Source organism: Cupriavidus sp. (assembly GCF_057315035.1).
Genome location: NZ_DBHKYV010000007.1, coordinates 25,088 through 50,244, shown reverse-complemented (window position 1 = coordinate 50,244; position 25,157 = coordinate 25,088). Strand labels below are relative to the sequence as shown.

The window sequence follows — 25,157 nt, the reverse complement described above, 5'->3', positions numbered from 1 at the left end:
GATTCTCCGATGACAGTCAATCAATGCAGAGGGGTTCCCGATGGGCTTGGCGGTAAGTAACATCCAGTCTGACGTTCGGGATTTCCCGGACAGCAATGCCCCCAGAATTCCCCAATGCATAACGCTTCAGCCCCCGCCGCCAGCCAGGCCCAGGCCCAGGCCTTCTCCCAGAAGGCCATGCTGTGGATCGTCTTCACCGGCTTCTTCATGCAGACGCTGGACACCACGATCGTCAATACCGCGTTACCGTCGATGGCGCATAGCCTTGGTGAAAAGCCGCTCGATCTGAAGCCGGTGGTGGTGGCGTACACGCTGACCATGGCAATGCTGACACCGGCTTCGGGCTGGCTGGCCGACAAGTTCAGCACGCGCCGCGTCTACTTCAGCGCCATCCTGATCTTCGTACTGGGTTCAATCTTCTGTGCCTCCGCCCATACGCTTACGCAACTGGTGATCGCCCGGGTGCTGCAAGGTGTGGGTGGATCGATGCTGTTGCCGATCGGCCGGCTGGCCGTATTGCGCAATATCCCTGGCGAGCAGTACATCGCGGCGCTGGCATTCGTATCGGTGGCCGGGCAGGTCGGCCCGATCTTCGGCCCGGTGCTGGGCGGCTGGCTGGTGCAAAGCGCTTCATGGCACTGGATTTTCCTGATCAACCTGCCGGTGGGCCTGGTCGGCCTGTTCGCGGTGCGCCGTTATCTGCCGCAGGGCGAAACGGGTGCCGCGCCGCCGTTCGACTGGATCGGCTGCGGTCTGCTGTCGCTGTGCATGGTTACTTTCTCGCTGGCGCTTGAGAATGGCGCGCATAGCCCGTGGAGCGTATTGCTGGTGGCGGTCAGCGTGGTTAGCGCGCTGCTCTATATTCCCCATGCACGGCGCCATGCCACGCCACTGTTCCGGCTGGCGCTGTTCCGCGAGCCAAATTTCAGCATTGGCCTGATCGGCAATCTGGTGTGCCGCATTGGCTCCGGCGCAGTGCCATTCCTGTTGCCGTTGCTATTCCAGCTGCAGCTCGGTTACTCGCCGTTCCACTCGGGCCTGATGCTGCTGCCCGTAGCCATCGCAGGCACGATATCGAAGCGCTGGATCGTGCCGCTGGTGAACCGGTTCGGGTATGACACGTTCCTGCTGGTCAACACGTTGATCGTAGGCGCCTCGATTGCTTCGTTCGCGGCCATGTCGCCGGACTGGCCGCTGGCATTGTCGATCGTGCAACTGGCCGCTTTCGGCTGCGCCAATTCGATGCAGTTTGCCGCCATGAACAGCGTCACGCTCAAGGGTTTGACGCGTGAGGATGCCGGCAGTGGCAACAGCCTGTTCTCGATGGTGCAGATGCTGGCTATCGGCCTGGGCGTGACGATCGGCGGCGGGCTCGTCAGCCTGTTCTCAGCCAAGCTCGGCGTGGCCGCCCCGGCCTATCGCCTGGCATTCCTGAGCGTGGGCATCATCACGCTGCTGTCCGCACTGGTGTTTCGCCGGCTCGACGCCGACCTGCTCAATCCAAAGAGCGTGAAGCGGTCGGCGGCGCAGGCGCGGTAGGATCACCGAACCGACGGTGGCCAGGCGCCCTGCGCCGTAAGTTCCTGGTACCACGCATGCATGGCCCCATCATGCGCGGAATACTCTCCGCGCGCCGATTTCCATACCAGAGCGGGTGTCCGTTCGCGCAGGCCTTCCAACGCCGCCTGCACCTTTTGCGCTGAAACCGTCATGCCCGGACATCGTTCGCGATAGAACGCCAGGGCCTCCGCGTCGTACGGCCGGAAGCCGCGCCCCGCGGCAAGCATGCGCCAGAGTACAGCCTGTTCCAGCGATCTCAGGCCAAGGAAGTCGGATTGCATCTGCGCGGCATCCTGTGCCTGGCGTTCCCGCGCTGCGGCCAGTACCCGTTGTTCGAATCGTTCGCCGTCACCCGTTGTCAGCGGATTTAGCGCTTCACCGATTGCAGCGTGAAAGAACTGCGGCCGGTTTCCGAACAGCTGGAACGCTTCGAGCAAGGCCAGATGATCGACCGGTGCCAGATCGGCGCGCTGTTGTTCGATCACGGCTGCGACATGATCGACATAGCTTTTGCCGAGCGTCGGCATCTGATGGATCGACGAACCAAAGAAGGGTGCGCCGGTCGAGTTGACCAGTCGTAGTAACTTGTCGCGATCCGAGCCGGACATGACCAGCATCAGTGTTATCGCCTCGGGCGTATTCATCTGGTCGCGTGCCGACTTGAGCGCCGCCATGGCCGCTTCGCCCGCCTCGCTGGTCAGTGCGTGCTGGGCCTCATCGATCAGCAAGGCAATGGGCTTCCCGGAGGTCTGGTGCAACGACATCAGCGCCTGCGGTAACGTGGCCCCGTCAGGCTTGCCAATCTTCGATGTATCCACCTTCAGCGCGCCGGCGATCGTTACGCTTTCGAGGTGTGCTTTCCGGGCCGTCCGGGCAACCACGCCAAGGTTCTCGCTCAAGGCCGCCGAGATACCTTCTGCGATGAGATCGCCAGGATCGCGCCGCTGGTCGGACCAGAGGTCGACGTAGATGACCAGCACGTTGCCTGCCTGCAGCGCCGGACGAAGATCGTGCTGCAGGAACATAGACTTGCCGGTGCGACGTGGTGCGGCAAGGAACAGGCCGTTGTGCCCGTCGCCGAAGACCGCCTTGCCCTGTAATTGGGTTGCCAGTTCCGCGGCAAGTGCCGGCCGACTGAAGTAGTGCATCGATTTATCCGGAATTATTTCTATCCGGATAATTTATGGGAGTGAGGATAAAAGTCAATAATTGGAGTGTCGGCTCCCGTATAAAGTTACTTATGAGTAGCTTTATATCAGTCCGTGACGCCGTTTTCCCGCAGCATCCGCTCGCACTCGTCGAGCATGTCGTGGGCGAAGGCCGACTGATAGTTGGGGTCCAGCGCCTCCATCATCTCGTGCGAGGCATAGAGGCCCGCTTCGCGTGACAGCGTGCCGGCCAGTTGCCGCGCCAACTGGTCGCTCAGTTCAGAAAGCAGACGTCGTTCCGCCAGCGCCAGTTGCAGTTTCGAGCGCGACAGCCAGTTGCCGGCCAGCGTGGCGCCTTGCGCGTCGGTCATCCACTGGCCGTGCTCGTAGAACGCGGACAAGCGCTCGGCCGTCAGTGCAAACATCAGGGCCTTGCGGGTATTGAAGTCGATGCGTGGTGGGGGCGAAGCGGGGATCATGTGCGGTGGTTCTTGGGTCTTGGGGCGCGCCATGGTAGCGCAATCGCTGTAGCGGAAAATCAGGCGAACCGTTCCCGCAGCCATTCCCCGATATCGGTGATTTCTTCCAGGCAGACCGAATGCGGCATCCGGTACGTGTGCCATGTCACGGGCTGCCCTTGTGCCGCGAGGTAGTCGCGTGCACGTGTCCCCAGCGTCAGCGGCACCACATCGTCCTCGGTGCCATGCGCGGCAAACACTGGCGTGGACTTGTTGGCCGACGTGACTTCGGCTGCGATGAGATCGGGCGAGGGGATATACGTGGATAGTGCAATCACGCCGGCGAGTGTTTCCGGATGGGTCAGCGCCGTGGTGTAGGCAATTGCGCCACCTTGCGAGAACCCGGCCAGCACAATGCGTTCGGCGGGCACACCGCGCGCGTTCTCACGCGCAATCAACGCCCGGATGGCATCGCGCGACTGCCGGATACCCGCTTCGTCGGCCTTGCGGCCAGCCTCGTCCAGCGAATAGATGTCGTACCACGCCGGCATGACATAGCCGCCGTTGCAGGTCACGGGAATCGCGGGGGCATGGGGAAAGATGAACCGTACCGCCAGCGTATCGGGGAGGCCCAGTTCAGGCACGACCGGCACGAAGTCGCTGCCGTCGGCACCGAGGCCATGCATCCAGATCACGGCACAGGCCGGATTGGGCGCGGTTTCGATTTCAATCGCAGGCAGCAGTTCGCTCATGGCCGTTCCAGGGTAGGGCTAGGAAAGCGGCCAGTATCGCACAGGCCCTGGAGACCTAGAGAGCCTGTGCGGCGGTCCGGATTGCCCGGATACGGTCCGAGATACGGTCCGAGATTTGGTCAGGCGGCAGTTGGCACGATCGGGATCGTTGCCAGGCCGGGGGCAGTGCGGGCGGGCTGCGGCGCGTGCAGCACCGGTGTATCCGATTGCGCGGACGTAGCGAAGCGGCGATCGGCCACGCCTTCCACGCCAGTAGCGCCGACTTCCTCGAGAAAGGAAATCATGTTGCGGTAGTAATCGACTTGCATCTGTGCTTCAAGCAAGCGACGTTCTGCCTGGAACAGCGTCAGCCTCATGTCTTGCAGTTCCTTCTCGGCGATCTTCTCGGGCGTCGGTGGACTGAACAAGTTAGCAAGCGAGCGCATGGAAGTTACCTCCGGGGTCTGTCGTACGGCTGCTGGTGATTCATACGGTTCGTGCGCGCCATGCCGTCCAATATAGACGATTCGGCGCAAGGTACACGATGGGTCACCATGGCAGATGTGGGGTCCCCCACAAGAATGATTGCCGTCACGCATCCGGTGGAGTAGATTTAGCGCCCATCAGCCAGGAATGCCGCGAGGCATGTCCTGGCTTTGTCTTTTTTACCTGCGGCGGTCATGCGAACTTTCCGATTGTGGCGAAAGCTGCTGTTCGAGTGCTCAAACAGCCGTTGCATCGGAAAAATCTGCCGTAGGTAAAAAAACCACAGCGAAAGGTAGAATGCTGCGCCGACGCCGCTTCCGGCCATCGCCTCGACATTGCATTTGTACTTCCATTCCGTTCCGACGTGTCCGCCTTGACTGCCTTGTGCCGACGTCAGCTGCTGCACCTGGCCTGCCTGTGCCTGGCATGGTTGCCGATCCTTGCCTGCGCTGCACCGGTACATGTGCTGGTTGTGACATCGCAACCACATCTGCTGCCTGCCGCCGCCGCCATGTTTCGTGTCGCGCATGGCAGTGAGATTGCCGAATTCACATTCACGACACGGACTCCCGATGCCGCAACGGTTGCGCGCGCCGACGTGGTCCAGGCGTGGTTTGCCCCAGCCGCCGTGCTGCGCGCCATGGCCCCCGGTGTGCGCCAGGCGCAGGCGCGTGGCGCGCAGGTGCTGGCGGCACCCGTGGAGACCGCCGAGGCTGCATGGAATATCAGGACCGACGCAGCGCTGAATGGTGTGGCCCAACAGTATTGGGATGCGGGTGGCGTCGACAACCTTGCCGCGCTGCTGGCTTTTGCCGTGGCTGCCCACCAGCGTGCCGCCGGCCTGGTGCCGATTGCCGTGCCCCCGGTGCGGCCTGCCCCGGCTGCCGGCATCTATCATCCGCGCGCACCGCAGCCCTATGCATCGCTGGCGGACTATCTGGATTGGTATCGCCAGCAAGGGCGCGTGCGCGGCGATGCGCCACTGGTCGGGATTTCCTTTTACGCCACCAGCTACCGGCAACGTGACCTGGCCCATATCGATGCGCTGGTCGATGCGCTGGAACGCCAGGGTATTGGCGCCGTGCCTGTGTTCGGCTGGCCGGTCGCGGGGCTGGACGCATTGCTGACACGCGATGGCACCACGCCATTGCGCGCGCTGCTGGCGTTGAACCTGACGATCACGCGTACCGAGGACAAGGACTGGCTTGCACGGCATGGGCTGCACACGATCAACCTGGTGGCCACGCGCGATAGCGCGGCGGCCTGGCAAGCCGATGCGCGGGGCATTGCGGGCGAACGTTTGCCACTGTTGCTGACCGCACCGGAGCGCAGTGGTGCCAGTGAACCGATGCTGTTCGCAACGCAAGAGGAACACGATGGCGCGAGGTCGAGCGCGGCGGTGACCGAGCGGGTCGATGCAATTGTGGCGCGCGTGAAGCGGTGGATCGCATTGCAGGACACGCCCGCCGCACGCAAGCATGTGGCGGTGCTTTACTACAACAACCCGCCGGGTCGCGGCAATATCGGCGCGAGCTATCTAGCCACGCTGCCTTCACTGACGCGGATCCTGCAACGGTTGCAGGCCGCCGGATACGATACGGGCCACGACCTGCCCGATGCCGCCTCGCTGACCGCATTGCTCGAAGCCAATGGACGCAACATCGAAACGTGGTCGCCCGGCGAGCTTGACCGCATGGTGCGTGCAAAGCATGTCACGCTGGTGCCGATGGCGCAGTATCGACACTGGTTCGATTCATTGCCGTTGCGGTTCCGGCAAGCGGTATTGCAGGCCTGGGGACCTCCCGAGCGCAATCCGTTGATGCTGACGCGCGATGACCGGGGCGAGCCGGCCTTCGTGATTCCCGGACTGGTATTTGGCAAGGTCTTTATCGGCCCGCAGCCATTGCGTTCGACGTTTGCTCGCGCGCTGGATGTCTCGCACGACACGCTCACGCCACCGCCGCATTCGTACATCGCGGCCTATCTCTGGTACCGGCACACGTTCGGCGCGGATGCAGTCGTGCATGTGGGGCGCCATGGCACGCTGGAATGGCTGCCCGGCAAGCAGGTGGGGCAGTCCGGTGACGATGCCTCGGAAGTCCTGCTTGGCGATCTGCCGAATGCCTACGTCTATATCCAGGACGGGGGTGGCGAGGCCATCCAGGCCAAGCGCCGCGGCGCCGCGGTGCTGGTCAGCCATCTTGCGCCATTGCTGGCAACCGCGGGCCAGCCGCCGGTGCTGGCATCGCTCGACGAGGCCATCGAGCAGGCCGAAGCCACGCGTGACGCCGCGCCGGAGCTGTCAGCCCAATATCGCAAGCAGGCGCTGGAACAGGTGAAGGCGCTGAAGCTCGACCAGCAACTGGGCCTCGATGCCGATGCGCCATGGGACACCATCGAGCCGACCCTGCATGCTTTCCTGCATAAGGTCGAAGCCGAACCGATGCCGCTCGGCATCCATGCGCTGGGCCAGATGCCATCGGACGCTGACCAGGCCGAAGCGCTGGCATTGCTGCTGGGCACGCGGATCAAGGCTGATTTCAAGGCAGATGGCGGGCAGTTGCAGCGCTGGGCCCGGGACCTCGTGGCCGGACGTGAACCCGCCACTGCCGATGACGCGGTACGTCGCGCCATGGCAGAGGGCCGGCAATGGCTGGCCGACCTGCGTGCGTCGCCGCAGGCGGAGCTCGACGGGCTGATAACGGTGCTGGCGGGACGGTACCTGCCGACCGGACCGCTTGGCGATCCGGTGCGCGTGCCAGACAGCCTGCCCACGGGGCGCAATCTGCATGCGTTCGATGGCGTGAAGATTCCTACGCGGGCGGCCTGGGAACTGGGCAAGACCATGGCTGGCCAGACTCTGGCGCGTTTCAGGCAACAGCATGGAAGCTGGCCGGAATCGCTGTCGATGGTGCTCTGGTATGGCGAGACGGAGCGACACCAGGGCGCGATGGAGGCCGAAGCGTTGTACCTGATGGGCGTGGAGCCAGTCTGGAACGCACGCGGCATTGTGGAAGACGTGCGGCTGATTCCCGATGGCGAACTGGGCCGGCCCCGCGTCAACGTGCTGTTGACTACCTCGGGCATTTACCGAGACGGCTTCGGCGACAAGGTTGCGCTGCTCGACAAGGCCGCGCGATTGGCTGCGGCGGCCGGCAACAATGCAATTAGCCGCCATGATCAGGAGGTCGCCGCAGAACTGGTCCGGCAGGGAGCGGATCCGGTGCAGGCTGGCAAGCTGGCACGGGCGCGGGTGTTCGCGGCCAAGCCAGGCAACTATGCGATCGGCGTGCAGCAAATGGTGGAGCAGAGCCGCGACGCACAGGGGCCACCCGATGCGCTGGCGCGCCAGTATCTGCACTACATGAATTTCGCGTACTCGGCGGAAGGCTGGGGCGAATCCGCGCCGGGCGCGCTGGCCAGCCATCTGAAGTCGAATCAGGCGGTGCTGTTTTCGCGTACGAGCACGTTGTATGGGGCGCTCGACAACGACGATACCTACCAGTACGCGGGCGGTTTGACGGCCGCCACGCGTTCGGCCAGCGGTATCGCGCCACCGCTGTGGCTGCACAACCTGCGCCGTGCGGGCGAAACGCAAACCGTTGATGCACGGACCTGGCTGGCAACCGAGCTCAACGCACGCCAGTGGAACCCGAAGTGGATCGTCGCCATGCAGCACTCCGGCTACGCTGGCGCGCGCGAGATGTACCGGGAAGTGGAGCACCTGTATGGCTTCCAGGCCACGATTCCCGAGCAGATGCCTGGCGAGTTCTGGCAACGCACCTATGACGTCTATGTGGCGGACAAACTGGGCCTCGGGATGGATGCCTTCTTTCGCGAGGCCAATCCGCACGCGCAGCAGGGCATCCTGGCGCGCCTGCTGGAAGTGGATCGCCAGGGCAGCTATCGCTTTACCGATGCCGAGCGGCGCGAACTGTTGCGCAGGTATGCGGACAGCGTGCGGCGCGACGGGTTGTCGTGCACGGCCAATACCTGTGGCAACCCGACGCTGATGGCGCATGTCGCACGCGAGGGTAGGGCTGCGAAAGTCGATATGAAGGCGTTGGGCGCGGCGATGGCCGATGCGGTGGTTGCGCCGGCGGTAAGGGCTGTGCCACGGGTTGCCAAAACTCCGGTGCCAGTGCCGCCTCCGGGCATGGCTCCTTCGCCGGCAGAAAACAGTCATGTGACCGGTCAACGGCTCGACCCTCGGATCGAGCCCGTGCGGGTGAATTCAACCGGCCATGCCAACCATATGCTGCTGGGGGTGATGCTTGCGTTGATGGCGGTTGGTCTTGGCGCTGTTGCAGGTTGGCGCAGGGCGATGCGTTGAGGCAGTTTGACGCGCTGGCCCTCTACCCCGCCCTTCTCCCGCCGTGCGGGAGAGGGGAGGCCACCGAGGGCATGGCAGGAGCAAATGGACAGGCATCCCCAATCTCCGTATCCTGATCGCCTTCGCAATCCCTGCCTGAAACCGCATGCAAACGTCCAAGATCCCGGCCACCATCGTCACGGGTTTCCTCGGTAGCGGCAAGACCACCTTGCTGCGCCATATCCTTGAGAACGCCAACGGACGCCGCATCGCGGTGATCGTCAATGAGTTTGGCGAACTCGGTATCGACGGTGAGATCCTGAAGGGCTGCGGCATTGGCTGCGACGATACGGGCGAGCCCACTGGTCAGCTTTATGAGCTGGCCAACGGCTGCCTGTGCTGCACGGTGCAGGAAGAATTTTTCCCGGTGATGGAGCAACTGCTCGAACGCCGTGACCAGATCGACCATGTGCTGATCGAGACGTCGGGCCTGGCATTGCCCAAGCCACTGGTGCAGGCGTTCCATTGGCCCAGCATCCGCAATGCGTTCACGGTGGATTCGGTGGTGACCGTGGTCGACGGTCCGGCCGCGGCGGCGGGCCAGTTTGCTGCGAATCCGGTGGCGGTGGATGCGCAACGGCGTGCCGATCCGAATCTCGATCACGAATCGCCGCTGCATGAGCTGTTCGAAGACCAGTTGGCCAGCGCGGACCTTGTGATCCTGAACAAGACCGACCTGATGGATGCCGCGCAGATTGCCAGTGTGGAGGCGCTGGTGCGCCCCGAGATCCCGGCCGAGGTCAAGATCGTGCCCGCGCAAGCTGGCAAGCTCGACGTTGGCATGCTGCTGGGTTTGCAGCGTGCCTCCGAGGAGACCATTCATCTGCGCGTGGATCACCATGGCAACGCCGATGATCCCGATCATGAAGATCATCATCATGATGAATTCGATTCCGTGGTGGTGGAAGCGGGTACCGTCGAGCGCGATTCGCTGGTTGCAGCGCTGCAGAAGCTGGTGGCCGACCACACGATCTATCGTGTGAAGGGTTTCGCCACGCTGCCGGGCAAGCCCATGCGGCTGGTGCTGCATGGCGTGGGCCAGCGTTTCGACAGCTATTTCGATCGTGCGTGGCGCACTGGCGAAGCGCAGGGTACGCGCGTGGTGCTGATCGGCCAGGACCTCGATCACGGCACGTTGCAGGCTTCGCTCGACGCCGCGCTGGCGCGCTGATCGATGCACCTGCTGTCGACCCGGCCCGGCGGCTTTGTCGAAGACAATGCCGTTGTTCTGCGCCTTGGGCAGACACCGGGCGATATCGTCGTACTGAGCGCGGCTGACACGACGCTGTCGCTGCTGGCCGCTGCGGTACCGAAGCTCGGCACCGGTTTTCCGCGCGTGCGGCTGGCCAATCAGATGTACCTGCGCCAGCCCGCATCGCTCGACCTGTATATCGAAGAAGTCCTGCAGCATGCGCGCGTGGTGGTGGTGGACCACCTGGGTGGTGAAAGCGACTGGGCCTATGGGCTCGAACGTTTGCCTGAACTTGCACGCGCGCGCGGTCAGTTGCTGGTGATGTTCTCGGGGGACCTCGCCGAGGACGACAACCTTGCGCGGCGTGGCAATGCGCCTGCGGGGCTGTCGCATCAGCTGTGGCGCTATCTGCGTGAAGGCGGTGCGGGCAACGCCGAGCAGTTTTTCCGTTGCCTGGGGCAGCATGCCTTTGGTCATGCCGAGGTGGCACTGCCGGTGCAGGTATTGCCGCAAGCCGCGCTCCATCACCGCGCCCACGGCGTGGCCACGGTGCAGGACTGGCAGCGCGAATGGGCCGCACGTGGCCTGGCCGGAGCGCCGGTCGTGGCGGTGCTGTTCTACCGTTCGCACTTGCAGGCCGGTAATACCGATGTCTTCGACGCGGTGGCAGACGCGTTGCTCGATGCGGGCCTGTGCCCATTGCCATTGGCTGTCAGTTCGCTCAAGGAGCCGATCTGCCGCGAAGTAATGCAGCGGCTCTGTGATGATCACGCGGTGGCCCTGGTGCTCAACACCACTGCATTCTCGGTGGCGTCACTGGACAATGCGGGCGAAGCCGATGCGCCGCTGGCCAACGACGCCCCGGTGCTGCAGGTGATTCTCAGCGGCGGCAACCGCGAAGACTGGCTCGCCGACAACCAGGGACTAGGCACGCGCGACGTTGCGATGCACGTGGCGATGCCCGAGGTCGACGGCCGCATCATCACGCGTGCCATCAGCTTCAAGGGCCTGGCGTATCGCTGTCCGCATACCGAAGTCGATGTGGTTCGATACCAGCCCGACGCGGAGCGCGTGCGCTTCGTGGTGGAACTGGCGCGCCGCTGGTGCCGCCTGCGCACCGTTCCGGCTGCCGACAAACGCGTGGCGCTGGTGCTGGCCAACTATCCCGCCAGCGAAGGCCGTATCGGCAATGGCGTGGGGCTCGATACGCCGGCTTCGGTGGTGCGCATCCTGAACATGCTGCGTGAGGCCGGGTATGCAGTGGGGCCGCTGCCAGATGACGGCGACGCGTTGATGCGTGGCCTGACACGCGGCATCACCAACGATCTCGATCAGCACGCGTGGCGTCCCGCGTTCCAGAGCGTATCGGTGGCCGACTACCAGTCATGGTTGACACAATTGCCGCAAGCCAACCAGGATGCGATCGCGGGACGCTGGGGTACACCCGAATCCGATCCGATGGTGCGCGAGGGCCGCTTCATGATTGCCGGCGTACGTAGCGAGCATGTGTTCGTGGGCATCCAGCCGGCACGCGCCTATGGCGTGGACGACTACGCGAGCTACCACGATGCCGAGCTCGTGCCGCCGCATGGCTATCTGGCGTTCTATTTCTGGCTGCGCCATGTATTCGGCATCGACGCCGTGGTGCATGTGGGCAAGCATGGCAATCTCGAATGGCTGCCGGGCAAGAGCGTGGCGCTGTCGCAGAGTTGCTGGCCCGACGCCATCCTGGGTCCGCTGCCCCACCTTTATCCATTCATCGTCAACGACCCAGGGGAAGGCGCGCAGGCCAAGCGTCGCGCGCAGGCCGTGATCATCGATCACCTGATGCCGCCGCTCACACGTGCCGAGAACTACGGCCCGTTGCAGGATCTGGAACGACAAGTCGACGAGTACTACGAGGCGCTGACCGTCGACCCGCGCCGCGCGAAGTTGCTACGCCGCGAGATCCTGCAATCGATCGTCAGCCAGCAGTTGCACAGCGAGCTGGGTCTTGAGCCACCAGCCAATGGCGCGGACGAGGATGCGCTGCTGAATCGCACCGATGCGTGGCTGTGCGAATTGAAGGAGTCGCAGATTCGCGACGGACTGCATGTGTTCGGCATGTCGCCGCAGGACCGCCAGCGTCGCGACACGCTGGCCGCGCTTGGGCGCTTCCCGGTAGGCGATGGCCTGGATGGCCGTGCGAGCCTGCTCGCTGCGCTGGCCGCCGACCTTGCGCTTGGCGAAGCCTTCGATCCACTCGATGCGGACTGGGCCGCGCCATGGGAGGGGCCGCGCCCGGCAGTGCTGGCGGGCCTGGACGATGCGCCGTGGCGCCATCATGGCGACACGCGCGAGCGGCTCGAAGCGCTGGCGCTGCGGCTGCTCGACGGCGATATGCCGGCGGACATGCCTTTGTCGCAGTCCGGCGCCGTGCTTGCCCGGCTCCGTGAGCAGGTGGCGCCGCGCCTCGATGCCTGCGGCCCGCAAGAGCTGACGCAGCTTGAACGCGGGCTCGCGGGTCGCTTTGTGCCGGCCGGTCCCAGCGGTGCGCCATCGCGCGGGCGTCCCGATGTGCTACCTACCGGGCGCAACTTCTATTCGGTCGATACGCGCGCGGTGCCCACGCGTACCGCATGGACGCTTGGCCTGCGCTCGGCGAACCAGCTTATCGAACGGCACCTGCAGGAGCATGGCGAATATCCGCGTGCCGTGGGCCTGTCGGTGTGGGGTACCGCGACCATGCGCACCGGGGGCGACGATATCGCACAGGCCATGGCATTGTTGGGCGTTCGGCCCAAATGGGCGCACGGTAGTCACCGCGTGGTTGATTTCGAGATCCTGCCGATGTCGGTGTTCGACCGCCCGCGTGTCGACGTCACGCTGCGCGTCTCGGGCTTCTTCCGCGATGCATTTGCCAATCTGGTGGCATTGTTCGATGCCGCGGTCCGTGCCGTGGCGGCGCTCGACGAGCCGGCCGACGTCAACCCGGTGCGTGCACGAGTGCTGGCCGAACAGCAAGCGCTGGTAGTGCAGGGCATTTCCGCCGATAGCGCGCTCGAACGAGCCAGCTGGCGCGTATTCGGTGCGCGGCCCGGCGACTATGGCACGGGCCTGCAGACATTGATTGACGGGCGGCGCTGGCAGGACGATGGCGACCTGGCCCATGCCTATCTGCATGCGGGCGGCTATGCATATGGCCAGCATGCCGACGGCATCGACGCGCGCGAAACATTTGCCGCGCGCCTGACCAATATCGACGTGGTGGTTCAGAACCAGGACAACCGCGAGCACGATATCCTCGATGCCAACGACTATTACCAGTTCCAGGGCGGCATGGTGGCGGCGGTACGCCACCTTGGCGGCGCGCAGCCGGCGATCTATCACGGCGACCATGCCAATCCGGCGGCGCCACGCGTGCGCACGCTCAACGAGGAGATTGCGCGGGTGATCCGCACGCGCGTGGTCAATCCGAAATGGATCGATGGCGTGAAGCGGCACGGCTACAAGGGCGCGTTCGAAATGGCCGCCACAGTCGATTACCTGTTCGGCTACGATGCCACCGCGCGTGTGGTCGGCGACCACCAGTATGCGCTGGTTGCGGATGCCTATGTGCATGACGCCGCCACCCGCGAATTCCTGGCGCGCCATAATCCGCGCGCGTTGCAAGGCATCTGCGAGCGGCTGCTCGAAGCCATGGAGCGCGGTCTCTGGCAGGTGCCCGGAGATCAGAAGGAGCGGATCGAACACCATCTGCTCGACAACGAACAGCGTCTGGAAGGGATGTGATGATGAACTCGGCCTTGCGTCCGATCTTTCCGTTCAGTGCCCTGGTGGGGCAGGAGGCCTTGCAGCAGGCACTGCTGCTGGCCGCCGTGGACCCCGGTATCGGCGGGGTGCTGGTCACGGGCCCGCGCGGCACGGCCAAATCGACGGCCGCGCGCGCGCTGGCCGAATTGCTGCCGCACGGGCAATTCGTGACGTTGCCGCTGGGCGCCAGCGAAGAACAACTGACGGGTACGCTGGACCTTGGCCATGTGCTGCAGCAGGGCGAAGTACGTTTCCAGCCGGGCCTGCTGGCACGTGCGCACGATGGCGTGCTCTATGTCGATGAAGTCAACCTGCTGCCCGATCCGCTGGTCGACCAGTTGCTCGATGTGGCCGCCAGCGGTGTCAATGTGGTGGAACGCGACAACGTCTCGCACCAGCATCCAGCGCGCTTCGTGCTGGTCGGCACCATGAACCCGGAGGAAGGGGAACTGCGTCCGCAGTTGCTGGACCGCTTCGGCCTGGCGCTGGCACTGTCGAACTACGCCGACCCTGCCGCGCGGCAGGCGATCGTACGTGCGCGACTGGCTTTCGATGCCGACCCGGACGCATTCCGCGCATCCGTATCGCAACGCCAGCACGCGCTGGCGCGGCAGGTGGCGAGTGCGCGCATGGCGCTCGGTGGGCTGGCCTTGAGCGATGCCGTGCACGATCGCGTCAGCGCATTGTGCCTGGCCGCCGAGGTCGATGGCGTGCGCGCGGACCTGGTCATGCTGCGGGCTGCCAGGGCGTTGGCCGCATGGCAGGGCGCCAATGCGATCGACACCGCGCATGTCGACGCAGTGGCCGAACTGGTACTCCATCATCGCCGCCACACGCCGCCATCGGCAACGCAGACCCAGTCGGCACCGTCGACCACGCAGCCTGCGTCGCCATCGGGCGACGACGCCGCGAACCCATGGGGCGCGCTGCCACCGCCGCAGCCATCATCCATTGCGGATGTGAAGCCGCTGAAGCCGCTGAACACGCAGAAGTCGCTGAAGCCCGTTACCTCGGGGAGTGACGCCGCAAAAAAAGCCTGAGCCACCGGCAGGGCGGCCACCGGTGGCAGGCACTTCATCCAGGTTCCCCCCGCCATGCCGCGCACGGCGGCAGCCCCGCCGCGCAGGTGCATTGGCCGCGCACACTGGCGGCGAAGCGCCATGGCCGGCTTGAACCAGGGCATCTGCGCTTCCGCCAGCGGGAAGCACGGGCGGGCGTGCTGCACTGTGTTGTCCTCGATTGCTCGGGGTCGATGGCTTATGGCGAGCAATTGGCGCTGGCCAAGGGGGTGCTGGTCCGGTTGATCGAGCGAGCCTATCAGGCGCGTGCCGATGTGGCGCTGGTGTGCTTTGCGGCAGGGCATGCCGAAATCCGGTTGGCGCCGTCGCGGGCCAGGCACTGGAACGAAGACTGGATCCGGCCGATTACCGGCGGAGGGGGCACGCCCCTGGCATTGGGCATGATGCGTGCGGACCAGCTGCTGGCGCGCCAGGCCCGGCGGCGGCCCGCACAGCAGCGCTGGCTGTGGTTGCTGACCGATGGCCGCAGTACCGACACGCCGGCGCGTCCGGACTGGGCCAACCATGTGGTGGTGGTCGATGTCGAACGCCAGACGCCGGCGTTGGGTCGATGCCGGCAACTGGCGCAGGCGTGGGGCGCCGACTATCGCACCGCGGATGCCCTCGCGGCCTGAGCGCCTGCGTTTTTTGCCAGGGGTTCTTCGCCTAAAGTTTTCAGTCGCGCGGCCGTTAGCCCATCGATAGCCCCAGAAAACGTGGGGCGGAAAACGAGGAGCGGACGGCATCATGGCTTGGGACAACTTGAGTATGCGCACCCGGTTGGGCGCGACATTTAGCGTGATCGTGCTGTTGGTGGCGGTCATGATGACGCTGGCACTGGGGCAGATCGCGGACGACGGTACGCGAAGCTGGATCTGGGTGCTTGGCCTGGCCGTGCCGGTATTCAGCGTGATCTGCTGGTTCCGGCTGGCCCACGCGATCGAGGCCCCGCTCAAGGAGGCCGAGTTCATTGCCGAAACCGTGGCCGCCGGCGATCTCAGCAAGGATTTCGAGACCGAACGCGGCGGCGACTTTGGTCGTCTGCTCGGTGGGCTCGGCGAGATGGAGGACATGCTGACCGAGCTGGTGACGCGGATCAAGTCCGCCAGTGATTCGATCTCGTCGGCGTCGCATCAGATTGCGGTTGGCAATACGGACCTCTCGCAGCGTACCGAGGAGCAGGCCGCCACCTTGCAGGAAACCGCGTCGAGCATGGGTGAGCTGACTGCGATGGTCAAGCAGAACACCGAGCGCGCGCGCACCGCCAATGGTCTGGCGGCGTCGGCATCAGGCATCGCCGAACGTGGCGGCAGCATCGTCAGCAATGTGGTGCAGACGATGGGCGCCATCAGCACCAGTTCGCGAAAGGTGACCGACATCATCGCGGTGATCGAGGGCATTGCGTTCCAGACCAATATCCTGGCCTTGAACGCAGCGGTTGAAGCCGCGCGCGCCGGTGAGCAGGGGCGCGGCTTTGCCGTGGTGGCGGGCGAGGTGCGTACGCTGGCGCAGCGTAGCGCCGCGGCCGCCAAGGAAATCAACGTACTGATCAACGATTCCGCGCGCCAGGTGGAAAGCGGCTCGGCACTGGTGGGCCAGGCGGGGCAGACCATGGAGGAGATCGTCCAGGCCGTGCGCCGCGTGACGCAGATCCTCGGTGAAATCGCCGTGGCGTCGGAACATCAAAGCGAGGGTATCGAGCAGGTCAATGTGGCCGTGACGCAGATGGACGACGTGACGCAGCAGAACGCCGCCCTGGTGGAAGAGGCCGCGGCGGCATCGTCGGCACTGGCCGACCAGGCCCAGGAACTCCAGAAGGTAGTGGGCGAGTTCAAGCTGTAACTGTCGCCGAGGTGGCCTGGCTCAGAGCTTGCCGCCCTGCAGCCAGGCGATCACCGGGGCCCAGAAGGTCTTCATGAAGGGTGTCTCGATCGCCGCGTTGTGGGGCAGGTCATCGAACACCACCAGCCGGCTCGGTCCGCCGGTGGCCCGTGCCAGGTGCTCGCCTTGCCGGAACGGTATGGTCTCGTCGCGCCGGCTGTGGATCAGCATCACCGGTAGCTTCAATCTGCGCATGCGCGCGATGTTGTCCCATGGATTCGGCAGCGCCCACGCCAACCAGCGTGGTACCAGTCCGGTTGCCACGGCCGCGGAGCGTGCCGAGCAGAATCCCGCGCCGATAATCACGCCGGCCGGTTGCGGCTGCAAGCCGTCCAGCACGTCCAGCAAAACCCCACTTCCCAGCGAATAGCCCATCACATAGCGGCGTGTGGCCTGTGGCGCCACGGCACAGAACTGCTGGTAGGCGGCCAGGGCATCGTCGTGCAGATGACGCACGCTCGGCTTGCCGGTACTGGTGCCGTAGCCGCTGTAGTCGAACACGAACGAACTGATACCTGCCGCATGCAACAGCGCCTGGACTGGCGCCCAGTCGGCCAGGCACTCCTCGTCGCCGTGGAACACGCCAAGCACCGCCGCGGCGGGGTCCGCCGCGGCAACCCACGAAGCGTGCAGGGCGCGGTCTCCACTGGCAAACGTGAACTGCCGCGAAGCCACGCCAAGATCGTCGGGCTGGAGCGTGCCGACCTGACCCGGTACGAAGGCCTCGCGTTCGATGGCGCGGTATAGCAAGAGTCTGCCAACGCCGGCCATCACGGCCAGTCCGGCCAAGCCAAGGGCTCCGGCAAGCCAGCGCCGATAGTTGGGCCCAAAGTTGGGCCGATAGTTGGGAGAGTTGGCAGGCTCGGAGGGGGGCATCGATATCAGGCAGATGGGCGGCAGGTGTGATAACCCTAGCATTTGCGGTGCCAATGGGAAGCCGCAGCAGAAGCCCAGACCCTGCTCTAGCTCCGTAACTCCTTAATTTTCAATAGCTTGATCGCGATATAGAGGAATTCAATCGGGCCGATAGAAAAGTTTGCGACGCAGATCACAAATTCCTCCTTGCTTATCTATCTATAGGTAGATAGTATTCAGGCCATGGACAGCGACGCAGCAGCCAGATCCGCAAGAAAAGGCGAAAGCGCTGCAGCGATAAGGTCCACGCAATACCAGCAGTTTCAGTACCGGAGGCGGTCTTTTTTTTAGCCCCGGTCCTCTATCTAGCAGTAGATAGCAAGCCGCGAGGCCAGGACCAAAAGAAAGGCCGCTGAAATTGCAGCACAGACCCAGCGTCGTGCGATCGACCACCAAAACAAGATCGCCCGGCCTTAGCAAGGAGAACATCATGAACGCCAAGACCATCCTGACCGCCGCCGCCCTCGCCGCCGCTTTCGTGACTGGCGCTGCCCAGGCCGCCCAACCGCGTGGCGAAGCCTACGGTTATACGTACCGTGTGAATGACCAGCGCAGCGCTTTCACCGACGGCGCTCGCATCGGCAACCGCGACAGCTTCACCGACGGTGCCCGTATCGGCAACCGCGACAGCTTCACAGATGGTGCCCGCATCACCAACCGCGACGGTCTGGTCGCCAGCATCGGTAGCCGTGATGTCTATACGGACGGCGCCCGCGTGACCAACCGTGACGGCTATACGGACGGTGCGCGTACGGCTGATCCGTACACCGACGGCGCACGCTTTGTCGCAGGCCTGGATCGCACCGGTGTGTCGGCCAGCCCGGCACGCAAGGTGGATCCGTATCTGGACGGTGCCCGTGGCAACGGTCCGCGCAACCCGTACTTCGACGGCGCCCGCTCGACCGACGTGTACACCGACGGCGCGCTCGCCTGAGGCTGGTAACGCATGTCTCGCCATGACCTGGCGATAACGGCAACGCAGACGGTACCCCACAAGGGTCCGTCTGTTTTTGCATGTGCGACCTACCATGGAAGTAGTCGTGCAGATGCCCTGTTACGGGGATGTTGGCTGCCAGGCAGTGCAGCCAGTGGCCCACCCGTCACGCCGTTGGTGCAAAACCTGGCGTGAATCGACCCAGGGTTGACTCCGGGAAAGTCCCGGTTGAGTATCTATCTTCGTGTAGATAAAGTTCCCACCATGAAAACGCAACCCGTCCGCGAGCAACTGCTCGAACACACACTGGTCCTGATCCGCAGCCGCGGCTTCAACGGCTTCAGTTATCGCGACCTGGCCGAGTTGGTGGGGGTCAAGACCTCCAGCATTCACTATTACTTCCCGTCCAAGGACGATCTGGTACTGGAAGCGGTCAAGGAGTACAGCCGGCGCATTTCCGAGCGCCTGGCTGGTATCAGCCAGGACCAGCCCGTGCTGGAGCAGGCGCGGCAATACCTTGATCCGCTGCGGCAGACCTGCGGTTCCGGCCAGATCTGCCTGGCGGGCATGCTGTCCACCGAAATCCTGAGCCTGCCGGAATCGGTGCATTACGTGCTCAAGGAGTTCTATCACATCAACGAAGCCTGGCTGACCAGGTTGCTGGAACGGGGCCAGAAGGAACGCGAAACGCCATATCCGGTCCCGCCCGCCATGCTGGCGCAGGTCATCTACGGTTCGCTGCAAAGCGGTCTGATCGCGGCGCGCCTGTTTGGAACGCAGGAGCGTCTGGAAGCGGCGGCGGAAACGCTGCTCGGCGCACTGTGCAACCAGCGCGCGAAGGCACTGCTCGAATCCAAGGTTACCTGCGGCTCGCTGTAGTTGCGGAGTTGAATGGTTTTGAAACGCCGGATGGCCAGGGTCTTCCGGCGTTTTTTATTGGGCAAGCGCGGACGCGCTGACCGTTGCGCACAGCCACGGCGCATCGTCATGCGGCAGGTCGTGGCCCGCCCACGCGTGACGATGATGCAGGACATGCGGTGCGCGCCAGGCGGAGGCCAGCCGCGCGGAGCAGGACGGGTTGACCAGCCGGTCCGCATCGGACGAGACGATCAGCGTGGGACACGCGGGTGCGCCGCCCTGTGCCGAGAAACGTGCCGCTGCCAGCAACTGGCGCCATGCCGCGTCGCGCGTGACCGGCGCGTCCTGCCCGATTTCGACCCAGCGCGCCAGATCTGCGTCGCGTGTGTCTAGCCGTTCGCAGGTCAGCCTGTGGATGGTGCGCTCGCAACGGGCGCGATCGTGCCAATGATGTGCCATGCCGGCGACGGCGACCCAGTTTTGCGGCCGCAGCCGTTCCATGGCGGTGCTGAACGGACGCATGCTCGTATTGATCAGCACCAGCCCGGCAACGTCTTCAGGCCAGGCCTGGGCCCAGTCGGTGGCGATCATCGCGCCGAGCGACATCGCCAGAATGTGCCATGGCCCGTTCTGGCCCGATGCCCGGGCCATGCCGCGCACGGCTTCGGTCATGCCGCGCACGTTGGCAGGTACCGGCAAACGGCGTGCGCTGCCATTGCCTGGCAGATCGATCAGCATTGGCTGACCCAGGCCGTGGGCGGTCCAGCGGCCGGGCAAGTCGCCCCAGTGGCGTGCTTCACGCGTGAGGCCGCGCAGGAAGATCCAGGTGTTCATGGCGCGTGCGTGCGATGTTGCCAGTGGGCGCGTGCCTGCTCCAGCAGATGCAGCCGGTGCGCACCCTGCGGCAGCCAACGCTCGGGTGCCACGGCCACACGGCCCAGGAAATCGAACAGGCTCACGTGCCGCCGCAAGACCCGCGCGGTGCGATGTGCCTTGACCGGATTGAACATGCCGGCGCGAGAAAAGAGCTGGCGCGGGTTCTTCTTGATCCATAGCCACGAACCGAGCTCCAGAGTCATCGGCAGGAACAGGTGCTCACTGGGCGAGCGGTCATAGGCATAGTCCCAGAGATCGCCGTGCAGCAGATACTGCTGGCTCTGCGGCTCGAAAGCGTAGCCATGGTGGGGATGGGCCTGTTCGAACATGGTCTTGAGCAGGTACATCTCCGGGAAGTGCGGCATTGGGGCGTGGGTTCGCGCATAGGGAAACCAGATGCTGTCGCGCCAGCCGTAGCCGGAATGGCAATCGACGGCAAAGCTCAGGGGCCGCGACAGCAGCTCGGTTTCCACCACGCGTAGCAAGGCCATGCTTTCCGATTCCATCGGCGCGCCCGCGCGGCCCCGATACCAGGGTAGCCACGCGCCGATGCGCTGGCCACCGGCCAGGAACGGCACGGCCGCGTCGGCATTCTGGGGGGCATTGCGCATCAGGTCCACACCGTTCGGATTGGCACGCGTAGCCACGTACATCCCGCCTGGATTGACGATCGGCATGAATACCAGACGCACGCTTTCAAGCTGGCGATGCAGCAGTTCGTCCCAACTGAGCCGGCACAGCAACGAGCGCATGTAGTCCAGCACGAGTTGCGTCCCGATACGTTCCAGTCCGTGAATGCCGCCAAAGATGCCGATGGCCGGTGCATCGGGCGCGCGGGTGCCGAGGCTGGCCACGTGAACGGCAAACTCGCGGTCCCGCACCGTGACACTGCATGCCACGCTGCGCTGGAACCATGGGGCCCCCAGTTCCAGCAGGGTAAGCAGCTGGTCGTATTCGGGAAAGCTGTGGTGGACCGGATCGGCCATCGAAGGGGGCGGTGGGTTGGTCAGTTCAATATAGGCGCTGGCGGTGGCGCTTCGCAATGATGCGTGGTGGCATTGTTTGCCGGCGTGACAAGGCAATCGAGCAGGGCACCCACCAGGCGCGTATCGCGGCGGCTTTGCAGGCAGTACAGGTATTCATGGATGACCGGCGCGTCGCGGGTGAATGGCACCACGGTAAGCGCCGGATCGCGCGGCACCTCGCCCATCGGCATCACGCTGGCGCCAAGGTTGTGGCGGATGGCCTCGCAGATGGCTTCCCGGCTGCCGATCACGGTGTGCGATGGCATGTCGACACCCACCATGCGCAGCGCGGCTTCGGTGGCCTCGCGCGTCATCGAGCCGTGTTCTCGCACCAGCAGGTGACAGGCCGCCAGTTCCGAAACCTCGACGCGCGGCCGGCGCGCAAGCGGATGCACGGGATGCACCACCAGCACCATCGGGTCGGCGGCCAGCGTAATGCGGAACAGCCGTGCATCGTCGAGCCCGTGCGATGACACCGCGGCATCGATGCGATGTTCGTAGAGTGCCTCGATCATCTGCTTCGAGTTGCCGATTTCGATACTGACTTCGATGGCCGGATAGCGTTGACGGAATGCGGCCACGCTGCGCAGGATGTAGTACGGACCCGTGGCGCCGATGCGCAGGTTGCCAAAGCGGAGATTGCCGGCGTTGCGCAGCAGGAAGTCTGCCTGGCTTTCCTGCTGCATGATCTGCTCGGCCAATGGCATCAGCGCCACGCCCACATCGGTCAGGTCCACGCGGCTGGCGCGTCGGTGAAACAACTCCACGCCGTACAGGTCTTCAAGCTGCCGGATGCGACCGGTGACCGTGGGCTGACTCACGCGCAACTGACGCGCGGCGGTGGTAATGCTGCCCTGTCGTGCCACTTCGTAGAAGGTCGTCAGCAGGTCGCCAAGCATTGGGGGTTCCGGGAGCAGGACAACCTGGAACTTTAAGGCGGATATATGACAGCGTGACGAACCTGGCAACACCTCAGCATTTGATGCGCTGGCCCTCTCCCCCGGCCCCTCTCCCGCGCGGGAGAGGGGAGCAAACAAGCGACGTTTCTTAGCTCATCGCCGGGTCCGAGGTCGTGTGCTTGCCGTTTTCCAGCCGTCCGGCGAAGCGGCGGTTGAAACCGCCTTGCTGGGTGGTTACCGAAAAGTCGTACCAGTTGGCTTGCGAAGCTACGGGCCAGTGCTGGTCCAGTTCCTTGCCGGCCGGTACCTCGAACGTCCAGGGGCCGTCCTTGCGGTAGGCATTCGGCTTGACCGTGAACGTGCACGTGGTGCTGCCGCGGTTGATCAGAGTCAGCCAGACCTCGGCATTGGTTTCGTCATAGCAGACCCGGATCTCGGGTGCCGCGCCACCGCCGGCGGCTTTCTGAGCGCTGATATCGCCCACGAACGCGCGATGGTAGCCATTCGGGCCCAGTACCCACAGGTCGTAGCGGCCGTTGTCGGCACTGACATCGATTCGGGCATCGTAGGACTTGCCTGCCTCGATGGCATAGCGGCGCGGCACATTGCTCAGGTTCAGCCGGTCATAGACGTGGAATACGGCGGCCTGCGTGCCATCGTTCTTGAAGCGCAGCAGGAACGAGTTGGTGGCCGGTTCTTCCAGCCCGCTCGTGTGCAGCGAGTATGGCAACGCGCGCGACGGACGCGTGCCCGATGCCTGCTTCGGCATGACTTGTGCCGCGGTGGTCGGCACCGGGATCTGCGCCTTGGCGTCCTGTGCGGCGCGCTGGCTGTCCGCGTCGGTCTTGGCCAGCGATGTAAAGGCCAGCGCTGCGTTGCTGTTCGGATTGACGAAGTCGAAGGCCGAGGTCAGGTCGCCCATCACCGCACGGCGGTAGGCGCTGATATTGGTTTCGGCCACGCCAAAGCGTTGCTCCAGGAAGCGCAGTACCGAGGTGTGGTCGAAGACTTGCGAGTTGACCCAGCCACCGCGGCTCCATGGCGAGACTACGTACATCGGCACGCGCGGGCCCGGGCCGAACGGGGTCTTGTCCACGCTGTAGTACTCGGTTGCGGCATCCATCGAGGTATAACCGACGGGCTGGCCCGTGCTGTCGAGCGCCGGCGCGCATGGCGGCGGTACGTGGTCGAAGAAGCCGTCGTTCTCGTCGAAATTGATGATCAGGGCCGTGCGGCTCCAGATCTCGGGGTTTGCGGTCAGCGCGTCAAGCACCTGCTGCGTGTACCACGCGCCTTGCACGGGGCTCGATGGTGACGGATGTTCCGAATACGTCTGCGGTGCCACGATCCACGATACCTGCGGCAGCGTGCCGGCCGCCACATCGTCGCGTAGCGCCTGCAGGAAGCCACCGTCGGGCATGGTGTTGGCGATGCCCTTGAACAGCGGGTTCGCGGCGTCATCGGCGACCGTGTAGGCCGGGTATGGCGAGCCATTGGCAGCATTGCCGCGCGCCGCGTTGGCGGCACGATACTGCTGGAAACCGGCCAGCGGATTGTCCGTGTAGTTGTCCGGCATGTTCTGGTAGACCTTCCAGGTCACGCCGGCCGTTTGCAGGCGTTCCGGGTAGGTGGTCCACGTGTAGTTGATGCCGGTGGCATCGAGCGAATCACCGCTGTTGTCGATGACCGGGCCGCCATTCTTTGCGAACGGATCGTTGGTGCCGGTCCAGTGGAACAGGCGGTTGGTGTTGGTGCCGCCGTGGAAGCTGCAATGGTAGGCATCGCAGAGCGTGAAGGCGTTGGCCAGCGCGTACTGGAAGCCGAGTTCCTGTCCCGTGTAGTAGCCCATCGACTGCGTCTTTTTCGAGGTGGGCCACGCGCTCATGCGGCCCAGGTCGTAGGCGGCCTGTGCATCGGGCTGGCTGTGGGGTGTACCGCTGACGCGTTGCGCGTTGCCGATGCTCTGGTCGAGATGGTACGGCAGCACGATGCGGTTGGTATTGCCGCTGGCATACGTTTGCTGGAACACGTTGCGGCCGCCCGCCAGCGGGATTGGGAAGCGGTCGCTGAAACCACGCACGCCGTTGAGGGTGCCGAAGTAGTGGTCGAACGAGCGGTTTTCCTGCATCAGGATCACCACGTATTCCACATCGCGGATGGATTTGGTGGCGTTATTGGCCGGGATGGCCAAGGCGCGGCGGATGGCTGGCGGAAAAGCGGCAAGCGCGGCGGTGGCGGCGGCACTGCTACCGGCCATCTTGAGAAAATTGCGTCGGCTGCTGGATGTCATGTTGGTTCTGCCCTGGAAGTCGATTGCGCTGTCTGCGAGGTTGTTGTTGGAACGCGGTGCAGGCATCAGGGCGCGCACTTCATTTGTGGCTTGACGTCGGCAGGGGTGCCACCGCCGGACGCGGGCGGATTGTCGTTGTCGCCGCCACAGGCGGTCAGCGCCGTACATAGCAGCAGGGCGGCCAGCATGCCCAGCGGGCGTGCCCGGGCAAGTTTTCGGATGGCTTCGATCATGGTCGGGGTCTCGTGCGGGGTAGGGCATCGCGAAATGTGCGATACGGTCCGCAGCGTAAGCATCGGAGAGGTCACCCCGGTGACATCGCTCCCAAGTTTTCCGATGCCGTCATTCGTGATTTTGGTGACGCATGCGCCGTTCCAGAACCGGCTGCGGGATCGATGATGTGCGCCGACCAACGAAAACTACGGCATCAAGCCGGTAATTTGTGCTGCAATGCACCAAATGCTGTGCTAAGGTTTTAGACGTTTCCCTCAAAAGACATTTCGGGCTTGTCCTCGTGGCAAGCCATGGAAACTGCGGGAAACCCGCGCCAGTCCTGGCCTGCAGGGTAGTGGCGCGCAATTTCGAAAGTCTTGCAGCATCTTTGTTGCGGTCGCAACACGCCGTGACCTTGCTTGTAAACGGGGCAGAACGCCACCAATGTGGAAGGTGGAAGGGCGCTTGC

General features: G+C 64.3%; 20 protein-coding genes. 9 read left to right on the top strand and 11 right to left on the bottom strand.

The window, feature by feature from the left end:
* Positions 1 to 114: 114 nt before the first annotated feature.
* The gene (gene mdtD / locus ACO550_RS12395; protein WP_315592062.1) at positions 115 to 1,539 is read left to right on the top strand and encodes a multidrug transporter subunit MdtD; all 1,425 of its coding nucleotides are present in this window, start codon (positions 115 to 117) and stop codon (positions 1,537 to 1,539) included.
* Positions 1,540 to 1,541: 2 nt separating this feature from the next.
* On the opposite strand, the gene ACO550_RS12390 is transcribed toward mdtD, so the two are convergent.
* The 5 genes from ACO550_RS12390 to ACO550_RS12370 form a co-directional block, all read right to left on the bottom strand.
* Positions 1,542 to 2,708 (bottom strand): ATP-binding protein, encoded by a 1,167-nt coding sequence (locus ACO550_RS12390; protein ID WP_315592063.1) that lies wholly within the window; start codon positions 2,706 to 2,708, stop codon positions 1,542 to 1,544.
* 107 nt (positions 2,709 to 2,815) lie between these two features.
* Positions 2,816 to 3,187, bottom strand: a complete 372-nt coding sequence (locus tag ACO550_RS12385) for a hypothetical protein (protein ID WP_315592064.1) — start codon at positions 3,185 to 3,187, stop codon at positions 2,816 to 2,818.
* Between the two features lie 59 nt (positions 3,188 to 3,246).
* Positions 3,247 to 3,918, bottom strand: coding sequence for a dienelactone hydrolase family protein (locus ACO550_RS12380; protein WP_315592065.1), 672 nt, complete (start codon positions 3,916 to 3,918; stop codon positions 3,247 to 3,249).
* Positions 3,919 to 4,037: 119 nt separating this feature from the next.
* Complete coding sequence (locus ACO550_RS12375) at positions 4,038 to 4,343, bottom strand: hypothetical protein (RefSeq protein WP_315592066.1); 306 nt, start codon at positions 4,341 to 4,343, stop codon at positions 4,038 to 4,040.
* A gap of 167 nt (positions 4,344 to 4,510) precedes the next feature.
* Positions 4,511 to 4,912: a hypothetical protein gene (locus ACO550_RS12370; RefSeq protein ID WP_315592067.1), complete on the bottom strand. Its 402-nt coding sequence runs from the start codon at positions 4,910 to 4,912 to the stop codon at positions 4,511 to 4,513.
* Here ACO550_RS12370 and ACO550_RS12365 point away from each other — a divergent pair.
* The 6 genes from ACO550_RS12365 to ACO550_RS12340 all read left to right on the top strand — a co-directional run bounded on the left by ACO550_RS12365 (position 4,895) and on the right by ACO550_RS12340 (position 16,639).
* On the top strand, positions 4,895 to 8,716 hold the full coding sequence (locus ACO550_RS12365; RefSeq protein WP_315592068.1) for a cobaltochelatase subunit CobN: 3,822 nt from the start codon (positions 4,895 to 4,897) through the stop codon (positions 8,714 to 8,716). The two genes, ACO550_RS12370 and ACO550_RS12365, sit on opposite strands and share 18 nt — an antisense overlap.
* A 145-nt stretch (positions 8,717 to 8,861) precedes the next feature.
* Entirely contained in the window at positions 8,862 to 9,926 is a 1,065-nt protein-coding gene (gene cobW / locus ACO550_RS12360; protein WP_315592069.1) for a cobalamin biosynthesis protein CobW, read from the top strand.
* Positions 9,927 to 9,929: 3 nt separating this feature from the next.
* Positions 9,930 to 13,718, top strand: coding sequence for a cobaltochelatase subunit CobN (gene cobN / locus ACO550_RS12355; protein WP_315592070.1), 3,789 nt, complete (start codon positions 9,930 to 9,932; stop codon positions 13,716 to 13,718).
* 2 nt (positions 13,719 to 13,720) lie between these two features.
* Positions 13,721 to 14,779, top strand: a complete 1,059-nt coding sequence (locus tag ACO550_RS12350) for a magnesium chelatase ATPase subunit I (RefSeq protein WP_485994869.1) — start codon at positions 13,721 to 13,723, stop codon at positions 14,777 to 14,779.
* 86 nt (positions 14,780 to 14,865) lie between these two features.
* Positions 14,866 to 15,432 carry a vWA domain-containing protein gene (locus ACO550_RS12345; protein ID WP_315592072.1) on the top strand — a complete coding sequence of 189 codons (567 nt, stop codon included), beginning with the start codon at positions 14,866 to 14,868 and terminating at the stop codon, positions 15,430 to 15,432.
* A gap of 133 nt (positions 15,433 to 15,565) precedes the next feature.
* Positions 15,566 to 16,639, top strand: a complete 1,074-nt coding sequence (locus tag ACO550_RS12340; RefSeq protein ID WP_315592119.1) for a methyl-accepting chemotaxis protein — start codon at positions 15,566 to 15,568, stop codon at positions 16,637 to 16,639.
* A 21-nt stretch (positions 16,640 to 16,660) separates the two neighbouring features.
* Here ACO550_RS12340 and ACO550_RS12335 read toward each other — a convergent pair whose 3' ends face one another.
* On the bottom strand, positions 16,661 to 17,554 hold the full coding sequence (locus tag ACO550_RS12335) for a serine aminopeptidase domain-containing protein (protein ID WP_315592073.1): 894 nt from the start codon (positions 17,552 to 17,554) through the stop codon (positions 16,661 to 16,663).
* A gap of 469 nt (positions 17,555 to 18,023) precedes the next feature.
* Between ACO550_RS12335 and ACO550_RS12330 the strand changes: the two genes are divergently transcribed.
* The gene (locus tag ACO550_RS12330; protein ID WP_315592074.1) at positions 18,024 to 18,527 is read left to right on the top strand and encodes a copper resistance protein CopQ; all 504 of its coding nucleotides are present in this window, start codon (positions 18,024 to 18,026) and stop codon (positions 18,525 to 18,527) included.
* Between the two features lie 264 nt (positions 18,528 to 18,791).
* A complete protein-coding gene (locus ACO550_RS12325; protein ID WP_315592075.1) occupies positions 18,792 to 19,406 on the top strand; it encodes a TetR family transcriptional regulator in 615 nt (204 codons plus the stop codon).
* Between the two features lie 54 nt (positions 19,407 to 19,460).
* On the opposite strand, the gene ACO550_RS12320 is transcribed toward ACO550_RS12325, so the two are convergent.
* From ACO550_RS12320 to ACO550_RS12300, 5 genes are all read right to left on the bottom strand, one after another.
* Entirely contained in the window at positions 19,461 to 20,219 is a 759-nt protein-coding gene (locus tag ACO550_RS12320; protein WP_315592076.1) for an alpha/beta fold hydrolase, read from the bottom strand.
* Positions 20,216 to 21,247, bottom strand: coding sequence for a M14 family zinc carboxypeptidase (locus tag ACO550_RS12315; RefSeq protein ID WP_315592120.1), 1,032 nt, complete (start codon positions 21,245 to 21,247; stop codon positions 20,216 to 20,218). Before ACO550_RS12315 ends, ACO550_RS12320 begins: the two co-directional genes overlap by 4 nt.
* 20 nt (positions 21,248 to 21,267) lie before the next feature.
* Positions 21,268 to 22,185 carry a LysR substrate-binding domain-containing protein gene (locus ACO550_RS12310; protein WP_315592077.1) on the bottom strand — a complete coding sequence of 306 codons (918 nt, stop codon included), beginning with the start codon at positions 22,183 to 22,185 and terminating at the stop codon, positions 21,268 to 21,270.
* Positions 22,186 to 22,333: 148 nt separating this feature from the next.
* Complete coding sequence (locus tag ACO550_RS12305) at positions 22,334 to 24,475, bottom strand: phosphocholine-specific phospholipase C (RefSeq protein WP_315592078.1); 2,142 nt, start codon at positions 24,473 to 24,475, stop codon at positions 22,334 to 22,336.
* Between the two features lie 65 nt (positions 24,476 to 24,540).
* Positions 24,541 to 24,708: a hypothetical protein gene (locus ACO550_RS12300; RefSeq protein ID WP_315592079.1), complete on the bottom strand. Its 168-nt coding sequence runs from the start codon at positions 24,706 to 24,708 to the stop codon at positions 24,541 to 24,543.
* Positions 24,709 to 25,157 lie beyond the last annotated feature (449 nt).

What these genes read in the sequence shown, in the direction of transcription:
- mdtD (WP_315592062.1), top strand. Translation starts at nt 115, where the DNA reads ATGCATAACGCTTCAGCCCCCGCCGCCAGCCAGGCCCAGGCCCAGGCC.
- ACO550_RS12390 (WP_315592063.1), bottom strand. Translation starts at nt 2,708, where the DNA reads ATGCACTACTTCAGTCGGCCGGCACTTGCCGCGGAACTGGCAACCCAA.
- ACO550_RS12385 (WP_315592064.1), bottom strand. Translation starts at nt 3,187, where the DNA reads ATGATCCCCGCTTCGCCCCCACCACGCATCGACTTCAATACCCGCAAG.
- ACO550_RS12380 (WP_315592065.1), bottom strand. Translation starts at nt 3,918, where the DNA reads ATGAGCGAACTGCTGCCTGCGATTGAAATCGAAACCGCGCCCAATCCG.
- ACO550_RS12375 (WP_315592066.1), bottom strand. Translation starts at nt 4,343, where the DNA reads ATGCGCTCGCTTGCTAACTTGTTCAGTCCACCGACGCCCGAGAAGATC.
- ACO550_RS12365 (WP_315592068.1), top strand. Translation starts at nt 4,895, where the DNA reads ATGTTTCGTGTCGCGCATGGCAGTGAGATTGCCGAATTCACATTCACG.
- ACO550_RS12370 (WP_315592067.1), bottom strand. Translation starts at nt 4,912, where the DNA reads ATGCGCGACACGAAACATGGCGGCGGCGGCAGGCAGCAGATGTGGTTG.
- cobW (WP_315592069.1), top strand. Translation starts at nt 8,862, where the DNA reads ATGCAAACGTCCAAGATCCCGGCCACCATCGTCACGGGTTTCCTCGGT.
- cobN (WP_315592070.1), top strand. Translation starts at nt 9,930, where the DNA reads ATGCACCTGCTGTCGACCCGGCCCGGCGGCTTTGTCGAAGACAATGCC.
- ACO550_RS12350 (WP_485994869.1), top strand. Translation starts at nt 13,721, where the DNA reads ATGAACTCGGCCTTGCGTCCGATCTTTCCGTTCAGTGCCCTGGTGGGG.
- ACO550_RS12340 (WP_315592119.1), top strand. Translation starts at nt 15,566, where the DNA reads ATGCGCACCCGGTTGGGCGCGACATTTAGCGTGATCGTGCTGTTGGTG.
- ACO550_RS12335 (WP_315592073.1), bottom strand. Translation starts at nt 17,554, where the DNA reads ATGCCCCCCTCCGAGCCTGCCAACTCTCCCAACTATCGGCCCAACTTT.
- ACO550_RS12330 (WP_315592074.1), top strand. Translation starts at nt 18,024, where the DNA reads ATGAACGCCAAGACCATCCTGACCGCCGCCGCCCTCGCCGCCGCTTTC.
- ACO550_RS12325 (WP_315592075.1), top strand. Translation starts at nt 18,792, where the DNA reads ATGAAAACGCAACCCGTCCGCGAGCAACTGCTCGAACACACACTGGTC.
- ACO550_RS12320 (WP_315592076.1), bottom strand. Translation starts at nt 20,219, where the DNA reads ATGAACACCTGGATCTTCCTGCGCGGCCTCACGCGTGAAGCACGCCAC.
- ACO550_RS12315 (WP_315592120.1), bottom strand. Translation starts at nt 21,247, where the DNA reads ATGGCCGATCCGGTCCACCACAGCTTTCCCGAATACGACCAGCTGCTT.
- ACO550_RS12310 (WP_315592077.1), bottom strand. Translation starts at nt 22,185, where the DNA reads ATGCTTGGCGACCTGCTGACGACCTTCTACGAAGTGGCACGACAGGGC.
- ACO550_RS12305 (WP_315592078.1), bottom strand. Translation starts at nt 24,475, where the DNA reads ATGACATCCAGCAGCCGACGCAATTTTCTCAAGATGGCCGGTAGCAGT.
- ACO550_RS12300 (WP_315592079.1), bottom strand. Translation starts at nt 24,708, where the DNA reads ATGATCGAAGCCATCCGAAAACTTGCCCGGGCACGCCCGCTGGGCATG.